This window comes from Jiangella alkaliphila (assembly GCF_900105925.1).
Lineage (GTDB): Bacteria > Actinomycetota > Actinomycetes > Jiangellales > Jiangellaceae > Jiangella > Jiangella alkaliphila.
In genome coordinates, this window is the sequence record NZ_LT629791.1 from 4,373,373 (window position 1) to 4,395,369 (window position 21,997).

Genomic DNA, 21,997 nt, shown 5'->3' on the forward strand with positions numbered 1-21,997 from the left:
CACGAAGGAACGGGGGCATCGCGACGGCGCTGTCACGCCTCCACGGTACGGGCCCGGTGCCGCAGCAGCAGCACGGCACCCACCGCGGCGGCCGCCGCGCAGACGGCCGCGCCGGTGAACGTCGCCTGCAACTGCTCGACGATCGCCTGCCGGACGGCGTCGTCGTACGGGTCGCAGTCGGTGGGGGAGTCGGGGCAGAGGACGGTCGGCGACTCGATGCCGGCCTGGACGGAGTAGAGCCGCCGCAGCCCGATCGCGGTCAGCGCCGACAGTCCGGCCAGCATGCCGACCATCCGGGCGACGACGAGCAGCGCGCTGGCAACGCCGTGGGTCTCGCGCGGCGCCGCGGCGAGCAGCGCGGCGTTCACCGGCGCGATCGCCAGCCCGAACCCGAGCCCGGCCGCCACCAGCACCGCGTCGTCGCCGATGCCGTCCAGTGAGCCGACGCCCCAGGTCGCCATCACCGCGAGCCCGGCCGTGCCCAGCGCCATGCCGGCGCCGGCCAGCAGCGCCGGGCCGTACCGGTGCAGCAGCCAGCCGCCGAGCAGCGCGCCCACAGGCAGCGCGACCAGGAAGCGCAGCAGCACCAGCGCGGCGTCCAACTGGTCGGCGCCGTCGAGGACGGTGCGGGCGAGGATCGGGACGTCGACGACGACCGCGACCAACGCCGCGCCGACGAACAGGCTGACGACCAGCGCGCCCCACGCGGGCCTGGCCCGGATCGCGGCGGGCGGGACGAGCGGCGCTGCGGCCCGGCGCTGCCGCCAGCCGAACGCCGCCAGCGCGACGGCGGATCCGGCCAGCAGCCAGGGTCCGGACGGCGCCATCAGCTCCTCGGCGGGGTCGGCGGTGGCGAACGTCAGCACGATGCCGCCGAGCGCGACGCCGAGCAGCAGGGCGCCCGGCAGGTCGGCCGCGCGCAGCACCGATGGCGTTCGGCGCAGCGGCAGCAACGGATGGCGGGCGGTCAGCTCGCGGGCGACGAACGCCACGACCAGCACGAACGCGGCCAGCGCGAGCGGCGTCGTCCAGTCCCGGCCCTCGGAGCGGGGCACCAGCAGCTCGCCCCACTGGACGCTCTGCTCCAGCGACGACGGCCGGGTGACGGCGACGCCCCCGCAGGCCAGCGCGGCCAGCCCGAGGACGGCGCCGGCGACGTCGAACCGGCCGGCGGGCGGCGGCGCGCTGCCGTCCGCGTCCGCGTCGGCGTCGACCGCCGCGGCCCGACGGCGGGTGGCGGCCGTCCCCGCGAACAGCAGGGCGCCGACCACGAAGTTCACCCAGAAGATCGCCCGCCAGTCGGCCACGGCCAGGATCGCCGCGCCGAACAGCGGCCCGAGCACCGAGCCCAGCTCCTGCACGGCCCCGACCAGCCCGAGCGGCACACCCCGGCGCTCCGGCGGCCACAGGTCGGCGACCAGCGCCAGCGTCACCGGGACCAGCGCCCCGCCGCCGGCGCCCTGCAGGAACCGGCCCACGATCGCGCCCGCGACGCCGTCCGCCGACGCCGTCAGCAACGACCCGGCGGTGAACACCAGCAGCGAGGCGGTCAGCACCGGCAGCCGCCCGGTCACGTCCGACACCCGTCCGACCAGCGGCAGCACGACCACGTAGCCGAGCAGGAACATTGAGACCAGGGGAGCGGCGCGCTGGAGTTCGTCGACGTCCAGCCCGACGCCCACCATCATGTCCGGTAGCGCCAGGACGATGACGTAGGTGTCGGCGGCGGCCAGCAGGACGCCGACGACCCCGAGGACGAGCGCGGCCTGGCCGGTGCGCTCAGCTCTCCGGAGCACTGATCTCGGCGGGCTCGTCGTAGTCGTCGAGGCTGACGGTGTAGGTCTGCTCGTCGCCGCCGTCGTAGAACGGGCCGGTCAGCGTGGCCTGGCGCAGCTGGCCGGTCTCGGCGTCGAGCGCCCACACGGCCTGCACCTCGGCGGACGGGTCGGCGATGGTGAGCACCTCGCCGACCAGCTCGCCCGGCAGCACCGACTCGACCTGGTCGTAGACGTCGCCGTCGACGCGGATCTGCTCGCCGGCGGTGATCTCGGTGCCGGACGTGAGCAGCTGGCTGACGCCGTGGTCGGGGTCGATCAGCAGGCCGGGGTCGCCGAACCCGAGCTCTTCGGCGTCGACCTCGTCGAACCCGCTGGTCAGCGGCAGCTGCGCCCACAGCGTCCCGTCGACGGAGACGACCTCGATGGTGGCCGGCAGCGCGCCCGCACGGATGCGGATCTCGCCCTCGAACGACGACGGCGGCACCGCGACGCCTTCGCCGCCGACGACGACCGTGCCGTCGTCGGGGAGGTCCTCGCCCTCGAGCACGAACGTGACGCTGGACGCCTCGTTGAGCAGGTCGGCGGCGGTCTCCAGCTGCGCCTGCGGGTCGCCGTCGGTCTCGCCCCCGCCGCTACCACCGTCGCCGTCGTCACTGCACGCGGTGAGCGTCAGCGCGGCGACGACGAGCGCTGCGGGCAGGATCCGGCGAGCGGCGTGGCGCATGACGGCAGTCTGCCAGCCTTTCCCTGCGTCGTGACCCACGACACCCGACCTGGACATCGACTGCTCTCCTCACGTTCGGTGCGCGGCCACGATGCGCGCTCGCGGCTGTGATTTCGCTGAGAGTCCGTGGATTCCGATACGAACCTGTTGCGTATCGCTCACGACGGGTCTACGGTCGACCCGTTACCGATACGGGACGGCTCCGTATCGAAAGCGATTCAGCACGGAAGGACTCGCCATCGTGGACCAAGCGACGATCCACCAACGGCGATGGAGCATTCTCGGCGTCCTCGTCGTGAGCCTGCTCGTCGTCGTGCTCGACAACACGGTGCTCAACGTCGCGCTCCGTACCATCCAGGACGATCTCTCGGCCACCCAGAGCGAACTGGAGTGGGCGATCAACTCGTACACCCTCGTCTTCGCCGGACTGCTGTTCACGTTCGGCCTGCTCGGCGACCGGTTCGGCCGCCGGCGCATGCTCATGTTCGGCCTGCTGCTGTTCGGCATCGCCTCGGCCGTGTCGGCGTACGCGTCGTCGCCGGAGCAACTGATCGCCGCCCGCGCGTTCATGGGCATCGGCGCTGCCGCGGTCATGCCGGCGACGCTCGCGATCATCACCCAGGTCTTCGAGCCGGAGGAGCGCGGCCGGGCCATCGGCATCTGGGTCGCGTCCGTCGGCATCTCGATCGTGCTCGGGCCGGTGCTCGGCGGCGCGCTGCTGGAGCGGTTCTGGTGGGGGTCGGTGTTCCTCATCAACGTGCCGGTCGTGGTCATCGGGCTGGCGCTGATCGCGTGGCTCGTCCCGGAGTCGCGCAACCCGTCGCCGGGCCGGCTGGACCCGGGCGGCGTGCTGCTGTCGATCGTCGGCCTGACGCTGCTCGTCTACGGCATCATCGAGGGCGGCGAGCGGGCCACCGTCACCGACCCGCTGGTCTGGGGCTCGGTCGCCGGCGGCCTGGCCGTGCTGGTGCTGTTCGTCTGGTACGAGCGCCGCTCGACGCACCCCGCCCTGGACATCGGGCTGTTCCGCAACCCGGTGTTCTCCGCGTCGGTGACGACGATCGGGCTGGTCTTCTTCGCCATGCTCGGGACGTTCTTCTTCATGACCTTCTACCTGCAGATCGTCCGCGGGTACTCGCCGCTGGAGGCCGGCCTGATGTTCCTGCCGTTCGCGATCGCGCAGACGGTGTTCTCGACGCTGTCGGAGACGATGGTGCGGCGGTTCGGCATCCGCGCGGTGACGGCGACCGGGTTGAGCCTGGTCGCGCTCAGCCTGGTGGCGATGGGGTTCATCGACGAGACCACGCCGCTGTGGTTCCTGCTCGCCGCGTTCTTCATCCAGGGCGCCGGCATCGCCAACGTCATGCCGCCCGCCACGACCGCCGTCATGGCCGCCGTCCCGCGCGAGAAGGCCGGCGTCGGCTCCGCCGTCAACAACACGATGCGGCAGGTCGGCGGCGCCCTCGGGGTCGCCGTCCTGGGCGCGGTGCTGTCCGCTCGCTACCGCACCGGAGTGGAGGACGCGGTCAGCGTGCTGCCCGAGGACATCCGGCACGCCGCCGGCGAGTCGATCGGCACCACCATGCAGGCGGCCGAGCGCGCCGGCGTCGTCGCGCAGGTCCGCGGCCCGGCGTTCGACGCCTTCATCGGCGGCGTGCACTGGGTAGCCTTCTTGGGAGCCGCGGTCGCGGCGCTGAGCGTGGTCGTCGTCGCGGTGTTCCTGCCCGGCCGGTCGGCCTCGCGGGCGCCGTCCGTCCCGGCCGGGGCACCGGAGACGCCGGAGCCGGAGACAGCGAGGACGTGATCTGACATGACGCGGATCGCTCGGGTGGAGCGGCGCAGCGGCCGGCCGCGCAGCGAGGACGCCGACCGGGCGATCATCGAGGCGACGCTCGAACTGCTCGCGGAGTCCGGCATCGCCGGCACCACCATCGAGGGCGTCGCCGCCCGGGCCGGCGTCGGCAAGACCACCATCTACCGACGGTGGAAGGGCCTCGAGGACCTCATCTGCGACGCCGTCGCGGAGCTCAAGGGCCCGCCGCCGACGCTGCCCGGCACCTCCATCCGCGACGATCTGCTCACCCTGGCCGAGGCCGCGGCGCGTGGCCGCGAGTCGGCGCGCAACCGCAAGGTGTACGCCTGCTTCATCGGCGAGATGGCCCGCTACCCGGCGCTCGACGCCCAGTACCGCGAGTCGGTCATCCGCCCCCGCCGCGCCGTGACCATGGCCGCCCTCCAACGCGGCATCGACCGCGGCGAACTCCGCGACGATCTCGACCTCGACGTCCTGGCCGAGATCGTCACCGCGCCGACGCTGCACTGGATGCTGCACAACCCGGATCGCAGCCCTTCCCGGGAGCAGCTCGAGCAGTTCCTCGACGGCGTGTTGAACGGAGTCGCGCGGAGATAGAGGTTGGCCGGGTTCCTCGGCCCCCTGCTGTTCGATTGTCGAGGGCGCGGCCTCGTTCGAACAGCCATCAGGGGCCTTCCGGAAAGTGGGCCGGGCTTTCGGGTCCGCTGGCTGTTCGCTGTCCGCTGGCCTCCTCTGGCCCTGTCCGCCCGTTCCATGATCATCAAAGTTTCGGGGCGTCGGGGAGCCTGTTGCTTTTTGTCTCGGCGTGGCGTCTGGCCTGGTTGATCATGGTTTGGAATGGTGCGGGTCATGGCGAAGGGATACCGGCCGGTCGATCGTGACCAGGCGTTTCTGTTGCCGCCGTCGATGACGGACTGGCTGCCCGGTGATCATCTGGTGTGGTTCGTGATCGCGGCGGTGAAGCGGATGGACACGACCGCGTTCCACGCCCGGGCCAGGCTCGGCTCGGTGGGCCGGCGGGGCTTCGACCCGGACATGCTGCTCACCTTGTTCATCTACGCGATGGCGCACGGGGTGTCCTCGTCGCGGCAGATCGAACGGTTGTGCGGCACCGATGTGGCGTTCCGGATCATCTGCGCCTCCGATGTGCCCGACCACACGGTGCTGGCCCGGTTCCGCCGCGACCACGGGCAGGCGCTGGAAGACCTGCTGACCGCGTCGCTGCTGCTGGCCACGGAACTGGGCATGGTCCGGCTCGGGACGGTGGCCTTCGACGGCACCAAGATCGCCGCGAACGCGTCGATGGGAGCGAACCGGTCCGAGGCGCACCTGCGCAAACTCGCCCGGCAGTATCTGGGTCGGGCCGCGGCCACCGATGACGCCGAAGATGAGCTGTTCGGCGAGGACCAGCGCGGGGACGAGCTGCCCGAGGACCTGACCGACCGGTCCCGCCGCGGTGAGCGGATCAGCCAGGCGCTGGCCGAGATCGAACGACGCCGGGCCGCCGAGCAGGCCGGGACCGAGGCCGAGCGGGCCGCGGCGGCGGAATACGTCGCGAAGGCCGGTGACCCGGCCGGCCGGGCTCCGACGGGGCAGGCACCGAAGGCCGCGGACCCGGTGGCGGTGGCTCGGGCCCGCTGGCAGCGTGAACACGACCGCGCCCAGGCCCGCTTCGACGCCTACCAGGTCAAGGCCGCCGCTGCGGCCGCACGAGGACACCGGCTGCCCGGCACCCCGACCGCGGCACCGGACGACCACCCCACGGTGATGCGGCTGCGCCAAGCCTACCAGGACGCCCTGGCCCGCCAGGCCGAACCGGCCACACCCGGCCCGGACACCACCACCAGCGCTCACCGGGCGAACCTGACCGACCCGGACTCCCGGCTGCTCAAGACCCGCAACGGCTGGATGCAGGGCTACAACTGCCAGACCGCGACCAGCGCCGACGGGTTCATCATCTCCGCCCGCGCGACCCAGGACGCCAACGACGTGCACCAGTTCGTCCCGACCATGAACGACGTCACCGCCACCGCCGGCATGCTGGCCGAGCACACCGGCCGTGACGACCTCGCCGTGGGCACCATGATCGGCGACGCCGGCTACGACAGCCACGCCAACCTGACCGCGCCCGGCCCGGACCGGCTCATCGCCAACGCCACCCGACGCGACCTGAACCAGGCCGCCGCCACCGACCCGGCCACCGGCCCACCACCACCCGACGCCACCACCCGCGAACAGATGGACCACCGGCTGCGCACCGACGACGGGCACGCCCTCTACGCCCGCCGCGCCCCGATGGTCGAAGCCCCCAACGGCTGGCTCAAAGACCGCCGCGGACTACGACGTGGCTTCGCCCGCCGCGGCATCGACGCCGTCCAAGCCGAACTCTCCCTCGCCGCCGCCGTCACCAACCTGCTCAAGATCGCCACCAACGGCATCACCACCACCCAGCTTGCCACCGCCTGACAGGCCACCAGCACCGACCCGACACGCCCACGAAGCCGCGCCCATCAGCCAGAACCACGCCCGCCACCCACAACCCGCAAAGAGCAACGGGCTCCGGGGCGCACCGTTTCTTTGATGATCATGGAACGGGGCGTGGGTGAGCGCTTTCCGGCGGGCTGGTGGGGCACCTCGCTCGCTTGGGGTGCACCTCACTCGCCTGGGGGCCGTATTGGGGTCGGTTCGGGGCCGGATGCGGCGCTCTGGCGGGTGAGGTGCACATGCGGCGGGTGATGATCTCCCGCAGGCGGCCAGCGGAGGGTGACCAACAGCGGAGTCGGTCGCCCCGCCACCCACGACGGTGAGAGGCCGGCGGAGGTCGCCTTCATGAAGGCTTGGGGCCGGGGCCATTCTTGGGGCGCGCCCCCGACAATGGAGAGCAGCAGGGGGCTGGCTAACGTCTGCTACTCCAACGCCAACTGTTCCCCATCGGTGGCCGTTTCGACCTGAGCCGGCTCGGAATCATCGCCGGCGGCGAGCGGTCCACCGACCGCGGCGATCGGCTGCGCCACCACGATGCCCGACCCGTCCCGACGGCCCGTGGCGTCGGGCAGCTCGATCGGCACGCCGCTCGCGGCCGCCGCTCGGGCGGGCGCAGCGCCGGCCCAGGCCAGCAGCAAGGTGTCCTCGCCCTTGAGGAATCGGTGACACCGAACCCCGCCGGTGGCCCGCCCCTTGGCCGGGTACTCCGAGTACGGCGTGACCTTGACCGCACCCGGCTGTGTCCCCGGCAACGCCGTCGACGACCCGGAGATGGTGACGACGGCGCCCGAGTGGCCGGGGTCGACCGAGCCGAAGAAGGTGGCCTTCGCGCCGGACGACAGCTTGATGCCGGCGATCCCACCGCCCGCCCGGCCCTGCGGCCGGACCGACGACGCGGGGAAGCGCAGCAGCTGGGCGTCGGTGGTGACGAACACGAGGTCCTCGTCGCCGGTGCGCAGCTCGACGGCGCCGACGACGCGGTCGCCGTCATCGAGGCGGATGACGTCGTAGGTGTCCTTGCCCGGGTGTTCAGGGACGACGCGCTTGACCACGCCGCGCTCCGTCCCCAGGGCCAGGCCGGGCGAGGACTCGGAGAACGTCGTCAGCGCGAGCGCCCGCTCACCGGGGTCGAGCTCGACGAACTCCTTGATCGCCGCGCCGCCGGCCAGCGTCAAGGCCGCCGTCGGCGGGAGCGCCGGCAGGTCGAGCACGGACAGCCGCACCACCCGGCCAGTCGACGTGACGACGCCGACCTGGCCGCGCGCCGTCGAAGCGGCCACCGACACGATGACGTCGTGCTTGGACCGCTTGTCGCCGTGGACGAGCGGCTCCTCGCCGGCCGTGCGGGCGAGCAGGCCGGACGACGACAGCAGCACCTGGCACGGGTCGTCGGCGATCTCCAGCGCGGCGGCGCCGGCCCGCGGCGTGACCGCGCCGGACTCCTCCAGCAGGACGGTGCGCCGCGGCGTTGCGTGTGCGGCGGCGATCTCGGCCAGCTCGTCGGAGACCGCCTGCCGCAGCAGCCCCTCGTTCTCCAGCAGCGCCGTCAGCTCGGCGATCGTGCGACGCAGCTCCTCGCCCTCCTTCTCCAGCTCCAGCCGGTCGTACCGGGTGAGCCGGCGCAGCGGGGTGTCGAGGATGTACCGGGCCTGGATGTCGGACAGGTCGAAGACCGCCATCAACCGCTCGCGGGCGGCCGAAGCGTCGTCGGACGACCGGATGACGGCGATGACCTCGTCGATGTCGAGCAGCGCGACCATCAGGCCGTCGACGAGGTGCAGCCGGTCGGCCGCCTTGGTGCGACGGAACTCGCTGCGCCGCCGCACGACCTCGAGGCGGTGCGCGATGAAGACCTCGAGCAGCTCCTTGAGCCCCAGCGTCCGGGGCTGCCCGTCGACCAGCGCGACGTTGTTGATGGAGAAAGAGTCCTCGAGCGGGGTGAGGCGGTACAGCTCCTCCAGCACCGCCTCGGGCACGAACCCGCTCTTCAGCTCGATGACGAGGCGCAGCGCGGTGTTGCGGTCGGTGTAGTCGACGACGTCGGCCACGCCCTGCAGCTTCTTGTTGCGGACGAGCTCGACGATGCGCTCGCGGACCCGCTCCGGGCCGACCATGTACGGCAGCTCGGTGATGACGATGCCCTTGCGGCGCGCCGTGATGTTCTCGACGCGGGCGGTCGCGCGGGTCTTGAACGCGCCGCGGCCGGTCTCGTACGCCTCGCGGACGCCGTCGAGCCCGATGATCCGGCCGCCGCTGGGGAGGTCCGGCCCGGGGACGAACCGCATGAGGTCGTCCAGCGACGCGTCCGGGTGGGCCAGCAGGTGCCGGGTGGCGTCGACGACCTCGCCGAGGTTGTGCGGCGCCATGTTCGTCGCCATGCCGACAGCGATGCCGGTGGCGCCGTTGACCAGCAGGTTCGGGAACGCCGCCGGGAGCACCTCGGGCTGCTCGAACTGGCCGTCGTAGTTCGGCACCATGTTGACGACGTTCTCGTCGAGCGAGCGCACCAGCAGCATGGCCGGCTCGCTCATGCGGCACTCGGTGTACCGGTAGGCGGCCGGGCCGGCATCGAGCGAGCCGAAGTTGCCGTGCCCGTCGACCAGCGGCACGCGCATGGCCCACGGCTGCGCCATGCGCACCAGCGTGTCGTAGATGGCGCCGTCGCCGTGCGGGTGCAGCTTGCCCATCACGTCGCCGACGACGCGGCCGCACTTCACGTGCGGGCGGTCGGGGCGCAGACCCATCTCGTTCATCTGGAACAGGATCCGGCGCTGTACCGGCTTCAGCCCGTCGCGGGCGTCCGGGATGGCGCGGGAGTAGATGACCGAATATGCGTATTCGAGGAAGCTGCCCCGCATCTCCTCCGAGACGTCGACGTCGAGGATGACTTCCTCGAAGTCCTCAGGCGGGGGTGTCGTGGTCCGGCGTGCCATGCCGACCATTGTCACCCTGCCGGGGTCCTCCGCCGTGCAACGACCCGCAGGACGCCGTCGCCGGCCCTACTCAGCGTCCTGTGCCTCGATCAGGTCGAGGTCGCGGACGCAGAAGCGGTGGTGCTCGAAGGTCTCGTTGAGCACCGTCCGGAGGCACTGCAGTACCGAGCGGCCCCGGGCGTACGGTGGCCAGACGTCGTCGTCGGGCACCGGCGCTCGCGCCGCGAGCTGCGCAGCGGTGACGTCGTCGAGCCAGGCCTCGAGCTCGGCGGCCTGGGCGTCACGCACGCTCACGATCTCGTCGAGGGCCGGATCGAGCGATGGGTCGAGCCCGTGCGCTGCACGGTAGGGCTCGACGGTCGTCCCGATGCCCATCGGCGTGAACAGCTCCGTCGAGCCTAGGCAGCAGCGGCGGAACCACGAGTCGTGGACGAAGACCAGGTGGCGCATCGTCTGCACCGCCGACCACTCGTCGTTCACGCTGCGGCGCTCGATGCCGGGCGTCCGGCGGATTCGCTCGATCGTGGCGGCCCAGGCGGCATGGAGTTGACGCGATGCCTCGCGCAGATCGGCAGGGTCCTCGGAGCGGATCAGCACCCGCACCGGATGACGCCGGTCGAGCTCTGCCTCGACGTACTCGGTGACCTCGACACCGTTCACCACGAGGTTCGTGACGAGCCCGTCGATCACGGCGTCCTGCATGACGACGCCGATGAGGCGCGCCCCGGTCAGATCGCACTCGCGGAACTCCGCACCGTGCAGATCCTCGTCGACATAACGTGTCATGCTCCGCATGCTAGGTCCGAGCACCGACAAGGTCGCCCATCAGGACGAGAACTCGCGCGAGATCAGGAAGATCGCCACCACCGTGGGGACGACGACGAGGGCGCCGGCGAGGACGGGGTAGCGCTCGAGGAGGGGGACGGCGTGCGGGTAGCGGCGGGCGAGGGCGCGCGGTGAGGCGAGCCGGCCGAGCTTGAACGTCTCGACGCCGAGGGTGGCGATGAGCCGGCGCATGTCGTCCTCGACCCAGCGGCCGCCCTTCAGGCGGGCCAGCCGCCGGCCGCCGCGGTCCAGGACGTAGAGGTGGGCGAGGCTGCGGCTGTTCTTGTGGGTGCGGGGGAGCGCCGCGGTGACGATCGACCCGACGGCGTCGCGCGGGACGCGGCGGGTGCGGATCAGGCCGGTCACGGCGAGCTCAGACGGTGTGACGGTGAGGGCGGCGCGCCGGAACCACGCCGGTCCGATGCTGGACGTCAGCGCGATGACGATCAGCGAGACGACGGCGCCGAACCCGCCGCCGCGCAGCAGCAGCGCCGCCAGGAGCACGACGATCGGCAGCAGCGACCACTTGACGGTGCTCAGGTAGCGGCGCAGCGACGGCCGCAGCACGAGTGCGGCTCCGGGCGGCGATCCTGGCGGAGGTCCGGGCACGGCCAGCATCATAGGCGTGAGACGACGGTAGCCGACCGCGAGGTTTGACGTCAGTCCCAGATGAACCGGGTCAGCCCGACACCGCCGCGATCACCGTGCCGAGGACGAGCGCCAGGACGGCGAAGCCCAAGGCGCAGAGCAGGATGAAGGCCAGCATGTGCCGTTGGACCCAGCCGGCGGCCTCGGGCTCTTCACGGGCGAACTGGGCGGCGGTGACGGGGCGGTCCGACCCGGCGACCGGCAGGCCGAGGTGGTCGACCAGCCGGTCGAGGTCGGCGGCGGAGTAGAGGGCGGCGTTGATGCGCAGCAGGGCCCGCTGGCCCGGATCGAGGACGACGATGGTCTCGGCGGGCGCGGCGCCGGGATGGACCACCGTCATCCGGATGAGCGAAGCGGCGTTCGCGCGGTCGCGGCGGCGGTGGAACCACAGGCCGCGCGCCGAGATCTCGGTGGGGGTGACCATGATGCGTGAGCGCCACAGGTAGACGGCCATGGCGGCGGCGAACACCAGCGCGAGGCCGATGCCGGTGATCAGGGCCGGTCGCCCCTCGGCCAGCACGCCGGCGATCACGAGGACGACGGGGATGACGGTGGTGATCCTGTAGACCAGGCGGCGCGGGCCCGGAGCCGGGCGCAGGACGAGGACGTCGGTTCCGGACACGGCACATACCCTAGGGCACGACGGCCGCCGGCCTCAGGCGGACAGCGCCACGATCACGGCGGCGATCAGGATCACCAGCACGACCATGCCAAAGCCGACCGCGAACGAGAACGCGATCGGCCGCCGCTCCACCCACGGCACGATGCCGGGGTGCTCGGCGGCCAGCTGGGCCGCGGTCATCGGCCGGTCGTGCTCGATCGCGGGCCGCCCGATACGCCGGACCAGCTGGTCGAGGTCGCCCGTCTCGTAGTAATCGGCCCGGATCCGCAGGACGACGCGGTCGCCGGCGCCGCGCAGGAACAGGGTCGGCGCCACCGGGCCGCGGGCCGGCACGACGCTCGCCCGCACGACGGTCGTCACCTCGGACAGCGGCAGCCGCCGAGTGCGGAATCCGGTCACCGCGATGTCCGTCGCCGTGACGACGATCCGCGCCCGCCGCAGGTAGGCGTACCCGAGAAACAGTCCGGCGGCGCACAGCGCCAGCGACAGCAACAGTCCGGGCAGCCCGCCGGCGGCCGTCGCCACCAGCACCAACATGCCGAACACCAGCCCGGCGGTCACCATGACGGTGCGCACGCGCCGCGCCGACGGCCGCAACTCCAGGTCCACGGCCCCGTTCACCCGATGATGGTGAGGGTGATGGTGACGGCCACCGGGATGACCACCACGACGATGACCAGCGTCGCGGCCAGCGCGAACATGACCGGGTGCCGCTGGATCCACGGCACGAGGCCCGGGTAGCGCTGCGCCAGCTCGGGCGCGGTCACCGGCCGGTCCGCCGTCGTCGCCGGCAACCCGAGGACCTCGACCAGCCGGTCCAGGTCCGCGGTCGGGTAGTCGATCCCGTGGATGCGCAGCAGCAGCTTCTCGTCACGGTCCAGGACGAAGATGGTGTCGTTCTTCGGAGCGCGCGGCGCGACGATCACGGCTCGGACGATCGACGCGGCCTGGTCGCGGTCCGCCCGCTTGTGCGTGACCAGCCCGCGGACCGCGATCTGCGACGGCGTGACGACGATCCGCGCGCGCCTCAGGTAGCCGGTGAGGGGCACGACGATGGCGACGGCGGCGACCGCGAGCCCCACCAGCACCCCGGGCCAGCCGAACCGGGCGCCGACGACGACGCACAGCGCGACGATGAGGATGGCGGGCAGGACCAGCGGACGGTGTCGAAGGGACGGACGGAGGACGAACTCCGGCATGGCCGACAACCTTAGAACACGGCTTCCGGCGCGCCGATGGTGGCCTTGGCGGCCGGCAGCGTGACGACGAACCGGGCGCCCGGCTCGGCGTCCTCGACGACCACCGCACCGCCGTGGGCGACGACGATCTCGCGGGCGATCGCCAGGCCCAGCCCGGACCCGCCGGCGTCGCGGTCGCGGGCGTCGTCGAGGCGGGTGAAGCGTTCGAAGATCCGCTCGCGGTCGGCGGCGCGCACGCCGGCGCCGTCGTCGGCCACGGCCACCCGCACCGAACCGCCGCCGGTGGACGCAGCCACCACGACCTGCGACGACGCGTGCCGGACGGCGTTGTCGACCAGGTTGCGCAGCACCCGGGAGAGCGAGTCGCGGTGCCCGCGCGTGTACACGTCGTCGCCGGCGTCGACCCGCACCGCCACCCGGTCGCCCCCGCCGGCGCCCTCGGCCACCTCAATGGCCAGCTCGCCGAGGTCGATCAGCTCGTCGCGCCGCACCGGCCGCGGGTTGTCGAGGTGCGCGAGCACCAGCAGGTCGTCGACCAGCCGGGCCATCCGCTCGACCTCGACCAGCGCCTCGCGGGCGGTGTCGTGCGGGTCGACGGCGTCAGGGTGGGCGAGCGCGACCTCCAGCTCGGTCCGCAGCGCGGCGATCGGGCTGCGCAGCTCGTGGGCGGCGTCGGCGACGAACGCGCGCTGCCGGGCCGACGCCGCGTCCAGCCGCCCGAGCATGTCGTTGAGGGTCATGGCGAGCCGGCTGAGCTCGTCGTCGCCGGCCGGGACCGGCAGCCGGTGTCCGCCGCCGGCGCCGGTGATCTCCTCGGCGCCGCCGCGCAGCCGGTCGACCGGGCGCAGCGCGCGGACGATGACCAGCCAGCTCAGCACCCCCAGCGCAGTGACGACGGCGAGGCCGCCGGCGACCACGCCGATCATCGCGAACCGGACGCTGCGCTGCTGCTCCTCCAGCGAGACGGCGACGATGACCAGCCGCGACTCGCCGGCGGTCTCGGCCGGCACGCCGACGACGCGCAGCGGCTCGGGCTGGCCGAGCCGGGTGCCGTCGAGGTCGATCGCCTCGCCGGCGCGGACCGCGGCGAGGTCGTCGCCCGCGACCACGGGGGTGAGGCGGTCGCCGCCGGGGGTCGAGGCGACCACCCGGTTCTCGCAGTCGAGCACCTGCGCGACGACGGCGCCGAAGCCGGGTAGCGGGTCGGGCAGCCGGTCGGACTCGACCAGGGTCGCGATGTCCTGGCCCTGCCGCTGCGCGGTCTCGTCCAGCGCGCCGAGCAGCGCCCGGTCCAGCGCGATCAGCAGCAGCAGGCCGCCGATGCCCAGGCCGACCGCCGCCATCGCGGTGGCCGCCAGCGTGAGCCGGGCCCGCAGGCTCATCCGGCCGAACACGGCCACGTCAGCCGCCGTCGCCGCTCAGCCGGTAGCCGGCGCCGCGCACGGTCTGCAGCGCCGCCCGCCCGAACGGGGTGTCGATCTTGCGCCGCAGATAGCCGACGTAGACCTCGACGACGTTGGGGTCGCCGTCGTAGTGGGCGTCCCAGACGTGCTCGAGGATGTCGCGCTTGGAGACGACCTCGTCGGCGCGGCGCATGAGGAACTCGAGCACGCCGAACTCGCGCGGCGTCAGCGTCAGGTCGGCGTCGCCGCGGCGCACCGTCTTCGCGCCCGGGTCGAGCCGGAGATCGCCGGCGCTGAGGACGGCCGGCCGGGCCGGCGCGCCACGGCGCAGCAGCGCCCGCAGCCGCGCGACCAGCACGACGTATGAGAACGGCTTGGTGAGGTAGTCGTCGGCGCCGACGTCGAGGCCGTCGGCCTGGTCGTACTCGCCGTCCTTCGCCGACAGCATGAGGATCGGCACCCAGTTGCCCTCGGCCCGCAGCGCCTGGCAGATGCGGTAGCCCGACAGCGACGGCAGCATGATGTCGAGCACGATGACGTCGTAGGTGTGCTCGCGGGCCAGGTGCAGGCCGTCGAGGCCGTCATGGGCGAGCTCGACGGAGAACCCCTCCGCCGTCAGCCCGCGGTGCAGCGCGCGGGCCAGCCCGCGTTCGTCCTCGACCACCAGCACCCGCATGTCGTCAAGCATGCCCTGCCGCACAGGGCCGCCGGCGGCGGCTCTCAGGGATCTCACAGCGACCGCGAGGCAACATTGCTGTCATCGGGGTGACACCCGACGCACCGAAACGCATCGAGCACGTCAGGAGACGTCATGCCGAACTCCCTTCTCAGTACCCCGGCCAGGCGGTGGGCGACCGGGGCCACGGTCGCCACCGTGGTCGTCGGCGCGGCCGTGGCCGGTCCGCTGATCGCCGGCGCCGACTCCGATCTGCCCGACCGCACGGCCGCCGAGCTGCTCGTCGAGCTTGCGACCATCGACATCCAGCCGTTCGCCGGCACCGTCGTGCAGACCGCCGACGTCGGCCTGCCCGAGCTCGCGAACAGCGACACCTCGTCGCTGCCGACCGCCGCGCTGTCGCTGCTCAACGGGTCCTCGACGGCCCGCATCTGGTACACCGACGGCGACACGTACCGGCTCGCGCTGCAGGACGACCAGGCCGAGTCCGACCTCATCCGCGAGGGCCAGGACCTCTGGTTCTGGAGCAGTGAGGGCGCGAGCGCCTCGCACACCGTCCTGACCGAAGACGCCGACAGCGGGGACGGCGCCGGCCCGTTCGGGGGCGGCGGCAACCCGTTCGGCGGCGAGGGCCTGCCCGAGGACCTGCCGGCCGACGTCCCGACGGCGGCCGCGTCGCTCGCTCTGGCGATGATCGAGCCGTCCACCCAGGTCGACGTCGACGGCACGGCCACCGTGGCCGGCCGCAATGCGTACGAGCTGGTGCTGCGGCCCAAGGACGAGCAGTCGCTGATCGGCTCGATCCGGGTGGCCATCGACGGCGAGACGTCGATGCCGCTGCGGGTGCAGGTCGTCGCCCGTGACGCCACCGAGCCGTCGTTCGAGGTCGGCTTCACCTCGATCGCCTTCGACGAGCCCGACGAGTCGACGTACGAGTTCGCCCCGCCGGCCGGCACCACGGTCGAGGAGATCCAGCCCGGCGACCTCGACGACGCCAAGCCGCACGGCGACCCGCTGACCGAAGAGGACCTCGCCGGCGCGCCGTCCGACGTGTCCGTGGTCGGCTCCGGCTGGAGCAGCGTCGTCGTCCTCCGCGACGTCGACCTCGACCAGCTCACCGCCGGCCTCGAGGGCGACGCCGCCGCCATGGCCGACGCCTTCATCGCCGAACTCGAGGACGTCAGCGGCGCGTACGGCACCGGCCGCGCCATGACCAGCGACCTGTTCACCGTCCTCCTCCTCGACGACGGCCGCCTGCTGGCCGGCGCCGTGCCGCTGGAGGTCCTCGAGGAGGCCGCGCAGGACCCGGCCGCCTCGTAGCCGGCAGACCACCACGGGCGGGAACGGAGGCCGCCGCGGGACTCGCGATCCCGCGGCGGCCTCGTCGTTTACGGGGTGAGATCGCTAGGTGGTGAGGCCTCCCGCCGTAGGCGCCTGGCCTCACGATGGAAGTTCACCGGGCTGTTGGCGAGGACCTTGTCGGTCATGATGCCGAGGAGCCTGCCCGGGCTCAGCTCAGGTGGCACCGCGTCGAACCGCAGCTCGACGCGCGGCAGGGTCTCGATGCCCTTGGTGACCATCGCATCGGAGATCAAGGCTGGTGCGGGGTCCAGCTGCTGCTCGGGGTCGATCGGCTCGAGGCCGGCTGCCACCAGCGGGTTGTCGTCGGGCTCTTCGTCGGACGGAGCGACGACCGCCTCATCGTCCCACTCCGGGACGATGAGGCCGACGGCGTCGTAGGCGTCGTCCTCGCGGCCGAGCTTGGCCAGTAGATCGATCAGCCACTCCGCCTTGTCTGGTTCCTGGGTCAGCGCCGTCGACCGGAGGGAGTAGAAAAATCCGAGGCCGGCCAGCGGGTGACGCAGACGGAGGTTCTTGGCGTCGCCGTAGGACTCCTCGACCCGGTTAGCGGCGTTCTTGCCGAACGAGCTGTCCATCCGCTTGGTCGAGATCATCAGCTCCGGACCGGTTTGCCAGGAGGACATGACGACGTCCACCTGCTTGACGTAGTTCTTGCCCAGGAGGTTGGCCGCCGCGAGCGTCACGCCCGTGATTTGCCCGCTGGTGACGCGCTTCCGGACCTCTGCCTGCAACGCACGAGGAAGTCCGTCCATCAGGGTCGTGACCTCTGCCGGCAATACGCGCGGGGCTTCGTCGCGCGGCCAGACCCGGTCGCGGTCGAACCCCGCGCGCCGCAGTTCGTACGCGATCCACACGTCCAGGGCCAGTGCTGGCACCCCGGACTGCGACGACGCGCCGGTGAGCAGCGGCACGGCCAGCAGCGCCTTGAGCGTGTCGTAGTCGGGGCGGAACTCCACCGGGCCGTTGCCGGCCGACCGCTGCCAGGGGTTGCCGGACCGCAGCGCGGCATCCCGCACGATCTGGTCGAACAGCTGCCATGCTGCGGTACGTGCTGTCTTGGTCAAGTCTCGGCCCTTCGCGCTCGATAGAGTCATGCGTCTGCTAGGCCGGAGCCGTCAGCTTACGGCGTGGGTGATCAGTCGACCTGCTCGTCATCGGGATCGAGGTCGGTCACGTCAACGGCTCGACGCGTGGGAATCTGTGGCTCCGGCGGGCGCCCGTGGGGACGTTCCAGACCGTTGATCTCACTCGCGATACCATGGACGACATCATCGAGCTCGACGATCCGATCCGGCCACGGAATCTGTACATGCTCGTAGCCGTCGTTGGTCGAGTTCGGCCGGTACGCGAGGATGCCTGCGCCGTCGAGATATGTCTCGGTCAAGGCTCGGACCTCGGTCAACATCGTGGCCAGATTGTCCTTACCCTCAGTGAGCCGTGCGCACCAGAGGAAGTACACCGACGGCGCGGCCTTGCGGCGCCAGGTATCCCAATGCTCGATGCGCGTGTCCTACTGTCGCCGGTACAGCTTGAGGTCCGTCGCTTGGAACTTCAGCTCCTTCCGGCGGTTCGACCAGTCGGCGCGCGCCGGGCGTTCCTTGCCGCCGTCATAAGCCGGCCCACCCATCACCTTCGTCTCGACGCATACGAGTGGGTCGCGGATCGGACGGGGGCGGCGCGCGGGCCATGCAATGTCGATCTGGTGGAGCTGGGAGAAGCCCTGCACGCTGGTGCGTGGCGCAAGGGCCGACTCGGTCTGGTTCTCCAGAATGAGGCTGACCAGTTCGGCGAACCAGCCGCCCTTCATGCGATACGCGCCTTCGAGGCGTTTCTTGCTGGTCTGGTTCGGGTTACCCATGCCTCGTGGTGGCACGCCGGCGACTCGATAGAGGTCGAGGCACCACAGGATGTCGAGGAAGTCGCGTCGGATCTCGGAGATGCGCTGAAGGTTCTCCTGCCGGATCCGCACCTTGAGGCCTGCCCATCGATCGGCCGGATTGCCCACCTGCTGCTCAAGCCGCCGGACCTGCAGAACCTCGTCCACGTATCTCCTCTCTCGGATGTGTGTGAGCGTTCGCTCGGCGGTCAGGCACGTGCACCCATACGACGTGTCCGGAGTGTTTGAGCCGCCTGCTGCAAGCTGCTCACGTCGCCGGGCGAGAGCCCCAGCGTCTCGACGAGCAGCGCTTGATCGATTTTCGTGACGACGTTCGCCCAGTGGCCGTTCTGGAGGCTTCGCTCGATTGAACGCACCTTGCCGCCCAGCAGATCCCAAGCGGCCGAGAGTGCGCCCGCAGGCGGCACTGGGAGGGACGCGGCCTCACGAGGTTCCATCTTCAGGATGCCGCCGCCATAGGACCTGCCGAAGATCTCGGCGCCCAACATGGTGACGCTGTTGAAGGCGAGCAGGGGCAATGCATTCCTCGCAGCGTCGGGTACGTCGTCCTTCAATCGCAGTCCGTGCATGGAGTTGAGGAAGGTTGTGCCCGCACTGTTGGTGATGAGCCGGGGATAGCGGTGACTCATGTATGTGAAGAACAGATCGGGCGCCGGCACAGCAGGCGGCCGCCACCAGGGATGGCGGATCGTGCACTTGTATGCCTGGTTGACCCCGAGCTTGAAACCGCGGTGAATGTAGGCCGTGACGGAGGGCGAGACGTCGTTGGCGTCAGGACGGAACAGCCACACGCGTTCGCCTGAGTCGCGGAGCTTCGCCCATGCCGAGGTGCTGAATCGCAGACCCGTGAGATGTTTCGTCCCCGGCGGGCAGATCTTGATCACCTGGCCAGCAGCTTCACTGAGACCGAATTCGCGCCGGGTGGTTTCGGTCAGCGCGAAGAACGCGTTGCTGCCCGTCACCGTGCCGAGTTCAGGGGCGCCGTAGGTTTTCAGCGGTGTGAAAAGGTTGCTGCTCACCTGCCGGAACAGGTGTCGCTGCCGATTGGGCAGGAGCAGGTCGGTCCACTTACCGCTGTCCGATACTGGTGCGGCGTGATTGCTCATGGGACGTACGTGGGCGAGGTCCTCACCGTCGTTGAGGTAATAGAGGGAGAACGCGTCGCAGCCGCCGTCGCCCGCCGCGAGCACCAGTACAACCTTCTCTGTGGCGCCCTGGAACTGCAGCTTGTCGAACATAACGAGGTGGACCTGCTCGAACCGGTTCTTCAACCACTCCCGTACAGGTTCGGCGTAGCCGACGGTGAGCAACTCGGCGGGCAGCACCATGGCCAGACGTCCAGTCGGCTTGAGGAAGCCGCACGCGTGTATGAGCAGCGCAGCCCAGGAGGACGCGAGGTTGGAGAGGCGCACACCTTGGCGAAGCGCCGCTTGTTTGGAACGGTCGCGTGCCTCGCCGATGTGCCGTTGGTACCGGACGAACGGCGGATTGCCGATGATGGCGTCCATCTCCGGGACGGGCGAACCGAGTTGGTCGGGTGTCGGCACGGCGAAGAAGTCACCCTGCTGCAGATGTGCGTCGAGACCCTCGTCGTCGAGAAGCTTGTCGGCCCATTCCAGAGATGTGTCATGAAGGTCGAAGCCGAACAACTGCTCGTCGAGGTCGCTGACGTCGCGGCCCAGCGCCTTGAGCCTGCGACCGGCAGCGAGCAGGAAGACGGCCTCACCACAGGTCGGATCCATGACCTTGGCGTCCGCCTGATCGAGCACGGCCCAATCGGCGAGGAAGTCCGCGATGGCGGACGGGGTGAAGAATGCCCCGCGCTCCTTGCGTAGTCCTTCGTTGTCGCCATCCCTGATCATGATCTGCCGATCCTAGGAGACCGGACTGACAGCGTGATCCGGCTCGGACCGCTGAGGGGCGTCTGGAGCGACCTGCCGCCCGCCCTTGTCCGGCTGGGCACGCTGGTCTGCTCGGACATGACCACATCCTCGCCTATCGCCAGAGGTGTTCCGAGCCGCCCCGCCGAGATAAGCGTGCCGAGCGCAGACGTTGCCGACGATGAGGTGATCTCCTCGGCACTTCGTGCCCATGCCGCGGAAACGTGGGGTGCCTAAGTTGCGTGCAACGTGTCCGCACGGGTGACCTGCGTCACCCGACCTGCGTGAGGAGGCCCCGTGACCCTGCGGTGGAAGGTGGTCTACGACGGCAAGACGCCGCCGCCGGGGGCGGTGGTCAGGCCGGACGAACGGCTGTCGTGGGGGCGGACGGTGGGCCTCGGCGCGCAGCACGTCGTCGCTATGTTCGGCGCGACGTTCGTGTTCCCGCTGATCATGGGCTTGAACGCGCAGCTGGCCATCATGATGAGCGGCGTCGCGACGATATGCTTCCTGCTCATCGTCAAGGGCGTGGTGCCGAGCTACCTGGGCACCAGCGCGTCGTTCGTCGGCGGCGTGGCGGCGATCCGGGCGCAGGGCGGCGACTCCGCCGACGTCACCGGCGCGATCCTGGTCGCCGGCGTCGTGCTGGCGCTGTGCGGCGTGCTGATCCACTACTTCGGCTCCACCGTCCTCCACAAGGTGCTGCCGCCGGTGGTGACGGGCGCCGTCGTCATGCTGATCGGCTTCAACCTGGCGCCGGTCGTGGCGAACACCTACTGGCCGCAGGACCAGTGGATCGCGCTGATCGTCATGCTCGCCGTCATCCTCATGGCGGTCGGGCTGCGCGGGTTCCTCGGCCGCATCGCGATCTTCGTCGGGCTGGTGTTCGGCTACGCGCTGTCGTGGGTGTTCGACCGCGTCTTCGGCCAGATCACCTCGTTCGACCCGGCGGCCGGCGAAGAGACCACCCGCGACCGGGTGAACTTCGACGGCGTCCGCGACGCCGACTGGCTCGGCTTCCCCGAGGAGACATTCGTCAGCGGGCAGGGCGTGGAGATCCCGGGCTGGCACCTGCCCAGCTTCAGCATGACGTTCATCCTGCTGGTGCTGCCCGCCGTCATCGCGCTGATCGCGGAGAACACCGGCCACGTCAAGGCCGTTGCGGAGATGGTCGAGCGTGACCTCGACCCGGTCATGGGCAAGGCGATCGCCGCCGACGGTGTCGGCACGGTCATCGCGACGTCGGTCGGCGGCTCGCCGACCACGACGTACGCCGAGAACATCGGCGTCATGGCGGCGACCCGGGTGTACTCGACGGCGGCGTACTACGTGGCGGCGCTGGTGGCGATCCTGTTCGGGTTCTCGCCGAAGTTCGGCGCGCTGATCGCGGCCACGCCGGGCGGGGTGCTCGGCGGCATCACCGTCGTGCTGTACGGCATGATCGGCCTGCTCGGCGCCCGCATCTGGATCGAGAACCGGGTCGACTTCGCCAACCCGATCAACCTGGTGCCGGTGTCGGCGGGCATCATCATCGCGATCGGCAACACCTCGCTGGAGATCACCGACGACTTCGTGCTGTCCGGCATCGCGCTGGGCACCATCGTGACGATCGGCGCGTACCACCTGGCCAGGGCCGTCGCCCCGCCGCACCTGCGCGAAGGCGGCGCCGTCCTCACCGTCGGGCCGCCGGGGGTGCACGAGGTCGAGGAGGATCCGCCGAGCGAAACGGCGCGGGACGAGAGAGGATGATGCG

The 21,997-nt window shown here is 71.1% G+C and carries 19 protein-coding genes; 5 read left to right on the forward strand and 14 right to left on the reverse strand.

Going from position 1 to position 21,997, the window contains the following annotated elements; genetic code table 11:
* Window positions 1-32 precede the first annotated feature (32 nt).
* Both BLV05_RS19925 and BLV05_RS19930 read right to left on the reverse strand, forming a co-directional pair.
* Window positions 33-1,796: an MFS transporter gene (locus BLV05_RS19925; RefSeq protein WP_046769476.1), complete on the reverse strand. Its 1,764-nt coding sequence runs from the start codon at window positions 1,794-1,796 to the stop codon at window positions 33-35.
* Window positions 1,780-2,502 carry an LppX_LprAFG lipoprotein gene (locus BLV05_RS19930; protein WP_046769477.1) on the reverse strand — a complete coding sequence of 241 codons (723 nt, stop codon included), beginning with the start codon at window positions 2,500-2,502 and terminating at the stop codon, window positions 1,780-1,782. Before BLV05_RS19930 ends, BLV05_RS19925 begins: the two co-directional genes overlap by 17 nt.
* A gap of 241 nt (window positions 2,503-2,743) precedes the next feature.
* On the opposite strand from BLV05_RS19930, the gene BLV05_RS19935 reads away from it, so the two are divergent.
* From BLV05_RS19935 to BLV05_RS19945, 3 genes are all read left to right on the forward strand, one after another.
* Entirely contained in the window at window positions 2,744-4,306 is a 1,563-nt protein-coding gene (locus BLV05_RS19935; protein WP_231948567.1) for an MFS transporter, read from the forward strand.
* 6 nt (window positions 4,307-4,312) lie between these two features.
* Entirely contained in the window at window positions 4,313-4,912 is a 600-nt protein-coding gene (locus BLV05_RS19940) for a TetR/AcrR family transcriptional regulator (RefSeq protein WP_046769478.1), read from the forward strand.
* Between the two features lie 252 nt (window positions 4,913-5,164).
* Window positions 5,165-6,781, forward strand: coding sequence for a transposase (locus tag BLV05_RS19945; protein WP_197683208.1), 1,617 nt, complete (start codon window positions 5,165-5,167; stop codon window positions 6,779-6,781).
* 440 nt (window positions 6,782-7,221) lie between these two features.
* Here the strand turns inward: BLV05_RS19945 and BLV05_RS19950 are convergent, their stop codons facing one another.
* From BLV05_RS19950 to BLV05_RS19985, 8 genes are all read right to left on the reverse strand, one after another.
* The gene (locus BLV05_RS19950) at window positions 7,222-9,732 is read right to left on the reverse strand and encodes a DNA gyrase/topoisomerase IV subunit A (protein WP_082155288.1); all 2,511 of its coding nucleotides are present in this window, start codon (window positions 9,730-9,732) and stop codon (window positions 7,222-7,224) included.
* A gap of 66 nt (window positions 9,733-9,798) precedes the next feature.
* Window positions 9,799-10,518: a DinB family protein gene (locus BLV05_RS19955; protein WP_046769187.1), complete on the reverse strand. Its 720-nt coding sequence runs from the start codon at window positions 10,516-10,518 to the stop codon at window positions 9,799-9,801.
* Window positions 10,519-10,557: 39 nt separating this feature from the next.
* Window positions 10,558-11,166 (reverse strand): hypothetical protein, encoded by a 609-nt coding sequence (locus tag BLV05_RS19960; protein WP_152690780.1) that lies wholly within the window; start codon window positions 11,164-11,166, stop codon window positions 10,558-10,560.
* A gap of 70 nt (window positions 11,167-11,236) precedes the next feature.
* Window positions 11,237-11,827 carry a hypothetical protein gene (locus tag BLV05_RS19965; protein WP_046769189.1) on the reverse strand — a complete coding sequence of 197 codons (591 nt, stop codon included), beginning with the start codon at window positions 11,825-11,827 and terminating at the stop codon, window positions 11,237-11,239.
* 33 nt (window positions 11,828-11,860) lie between these two features.
* Window positions 11,861-12,448 (reverse strand): hypothetical protein, encoded by a 588-nt coding sequence (locus BLV05_RS19970; protein WP_052762528.1) that lies wholly within the window; start codon window positions 12,446-12,448, stop codon window positions 11,861-11,863.
* Window positions 12,445-13,026, reverse strand: a complete 582-nt coding sequence (locus BLV05_RS19975; protein ID WP_046769190.1) for a hypothetical protein — start codon at window positions 13,024-13,026, stop codon at window positions 12,445-12,447. The genes BLV05_RS19970 and BLV05_RS19975 overlap by 4 nt, the downstream gene beginning before the upstream one ends.
* 11 nt (window positions 13,027-13,037) lie before the next feature.
* Complete coding sequence (locus tag BLV05_RS19980) at window positions 13,038-14,426, reverse strand: sensor histidine kinase (protein WP_197683222.1); 1,389 nt, start codon at window positions 14,424-14,426, stop codon at window positions 13,038-13,040.
* Between the two features lies 1 nt (window position 14,427).
* Entirely contained in the window at window positions 14,428-15,105 is a 678-nt protein-coding gene (locus BLV05_RS19985; protein WP_046769191.1) for a response regulator transcription factor, read from the reverse strand.
* A 135-nt stretch (window positions 15,106-15,240) separates the two neighbouring features.
* Here BLV05_RS19985 and BLV05_RS19990 point away from each other — a divergent pair, with 135 nt between their 5' ends.
* A complete protein-coding gene (locus tag BLV05_RS19990) occupies window positions 15,241-16,425 on the forward strand; it encodes a LolA family protein (RefSeq protein WP_046769192.1) in 1,185 nt (394 codons plus the stop codon).
* A 68-nt stretch (window positions 16,426-16,493) separates the two neighbouring features.
* Here the strand turns inward: BLV05_RS19990 and BLV05_RS19995 are convergent, their stop codons facing one another.
* From BLV05_RS19995 to BLV05_RS20010, 4 genes are all read right to left on the reverse strand, one after another.
* Entirely contained in the window at window positions 16,494-17,531 is a 1,038-nt protein-coding gene (locus BLV05_RS19995; RefSeq protein ID WP_231948568.1) for a hypothetical protein, read from the reverse strand.
* 71 nt (window positions 17,532-17,602) lie between these two features.
* Window positions 17,603-17,872 (reverse strand): hypothetical protein, encoded by a 270-nt coding sequence (locus BLV05_RS20000; RefSeq protein WP_083421345.1) that lies wholly within the window; start codon window positions 17,870-17,872, stop codon window positions 17,603-17,605.
* Between the two features lie 105 nt (window positions 17,873-17,977).
* On the reverse strand, window positions 17,978-18,511 hold the full coding sequence (locus BLV05_RS20005; RefSeq protein ID WP_046769195.1) for a hypothetical protein: 534 nt from the start codon (window positions 18,509-18,511) through the stop codon (window positions 17,978-17,980).
* Window positions 18,512-18,552: 41 nt separating this feature from the next.
* A complete protein-coding gene (locus tag BLV05_RS20010; RefSeq protein ID WP_046769196.1) occupies window positions 18,553-20,226 on the reverse strand; it encodes an HsdM family class I SAM-dependent methyltransferase in 1,674 nt (557 codons plus the stop codon).
* Between the two features lie 315 nt (window positions 20,227-20,541).
* On the opposite strand from BLV05_RS20010, the gene BLV05_RS20015 reads away from it, so the two are divergent.
* On the forward strand, window positions 20,542-21,993 hold the full coding sequence (locus BLV05_RS20015) for a uracil-xanthine permease family protein (RefSeq protein ID WP_046769197.1): 1,452 nt from the start codon (window positions 20,542-20,544) through the stop codon (window positions 21,991-21,993).
* Window positions 21,994-21,997: the final 4 nt, after the last annotated feature.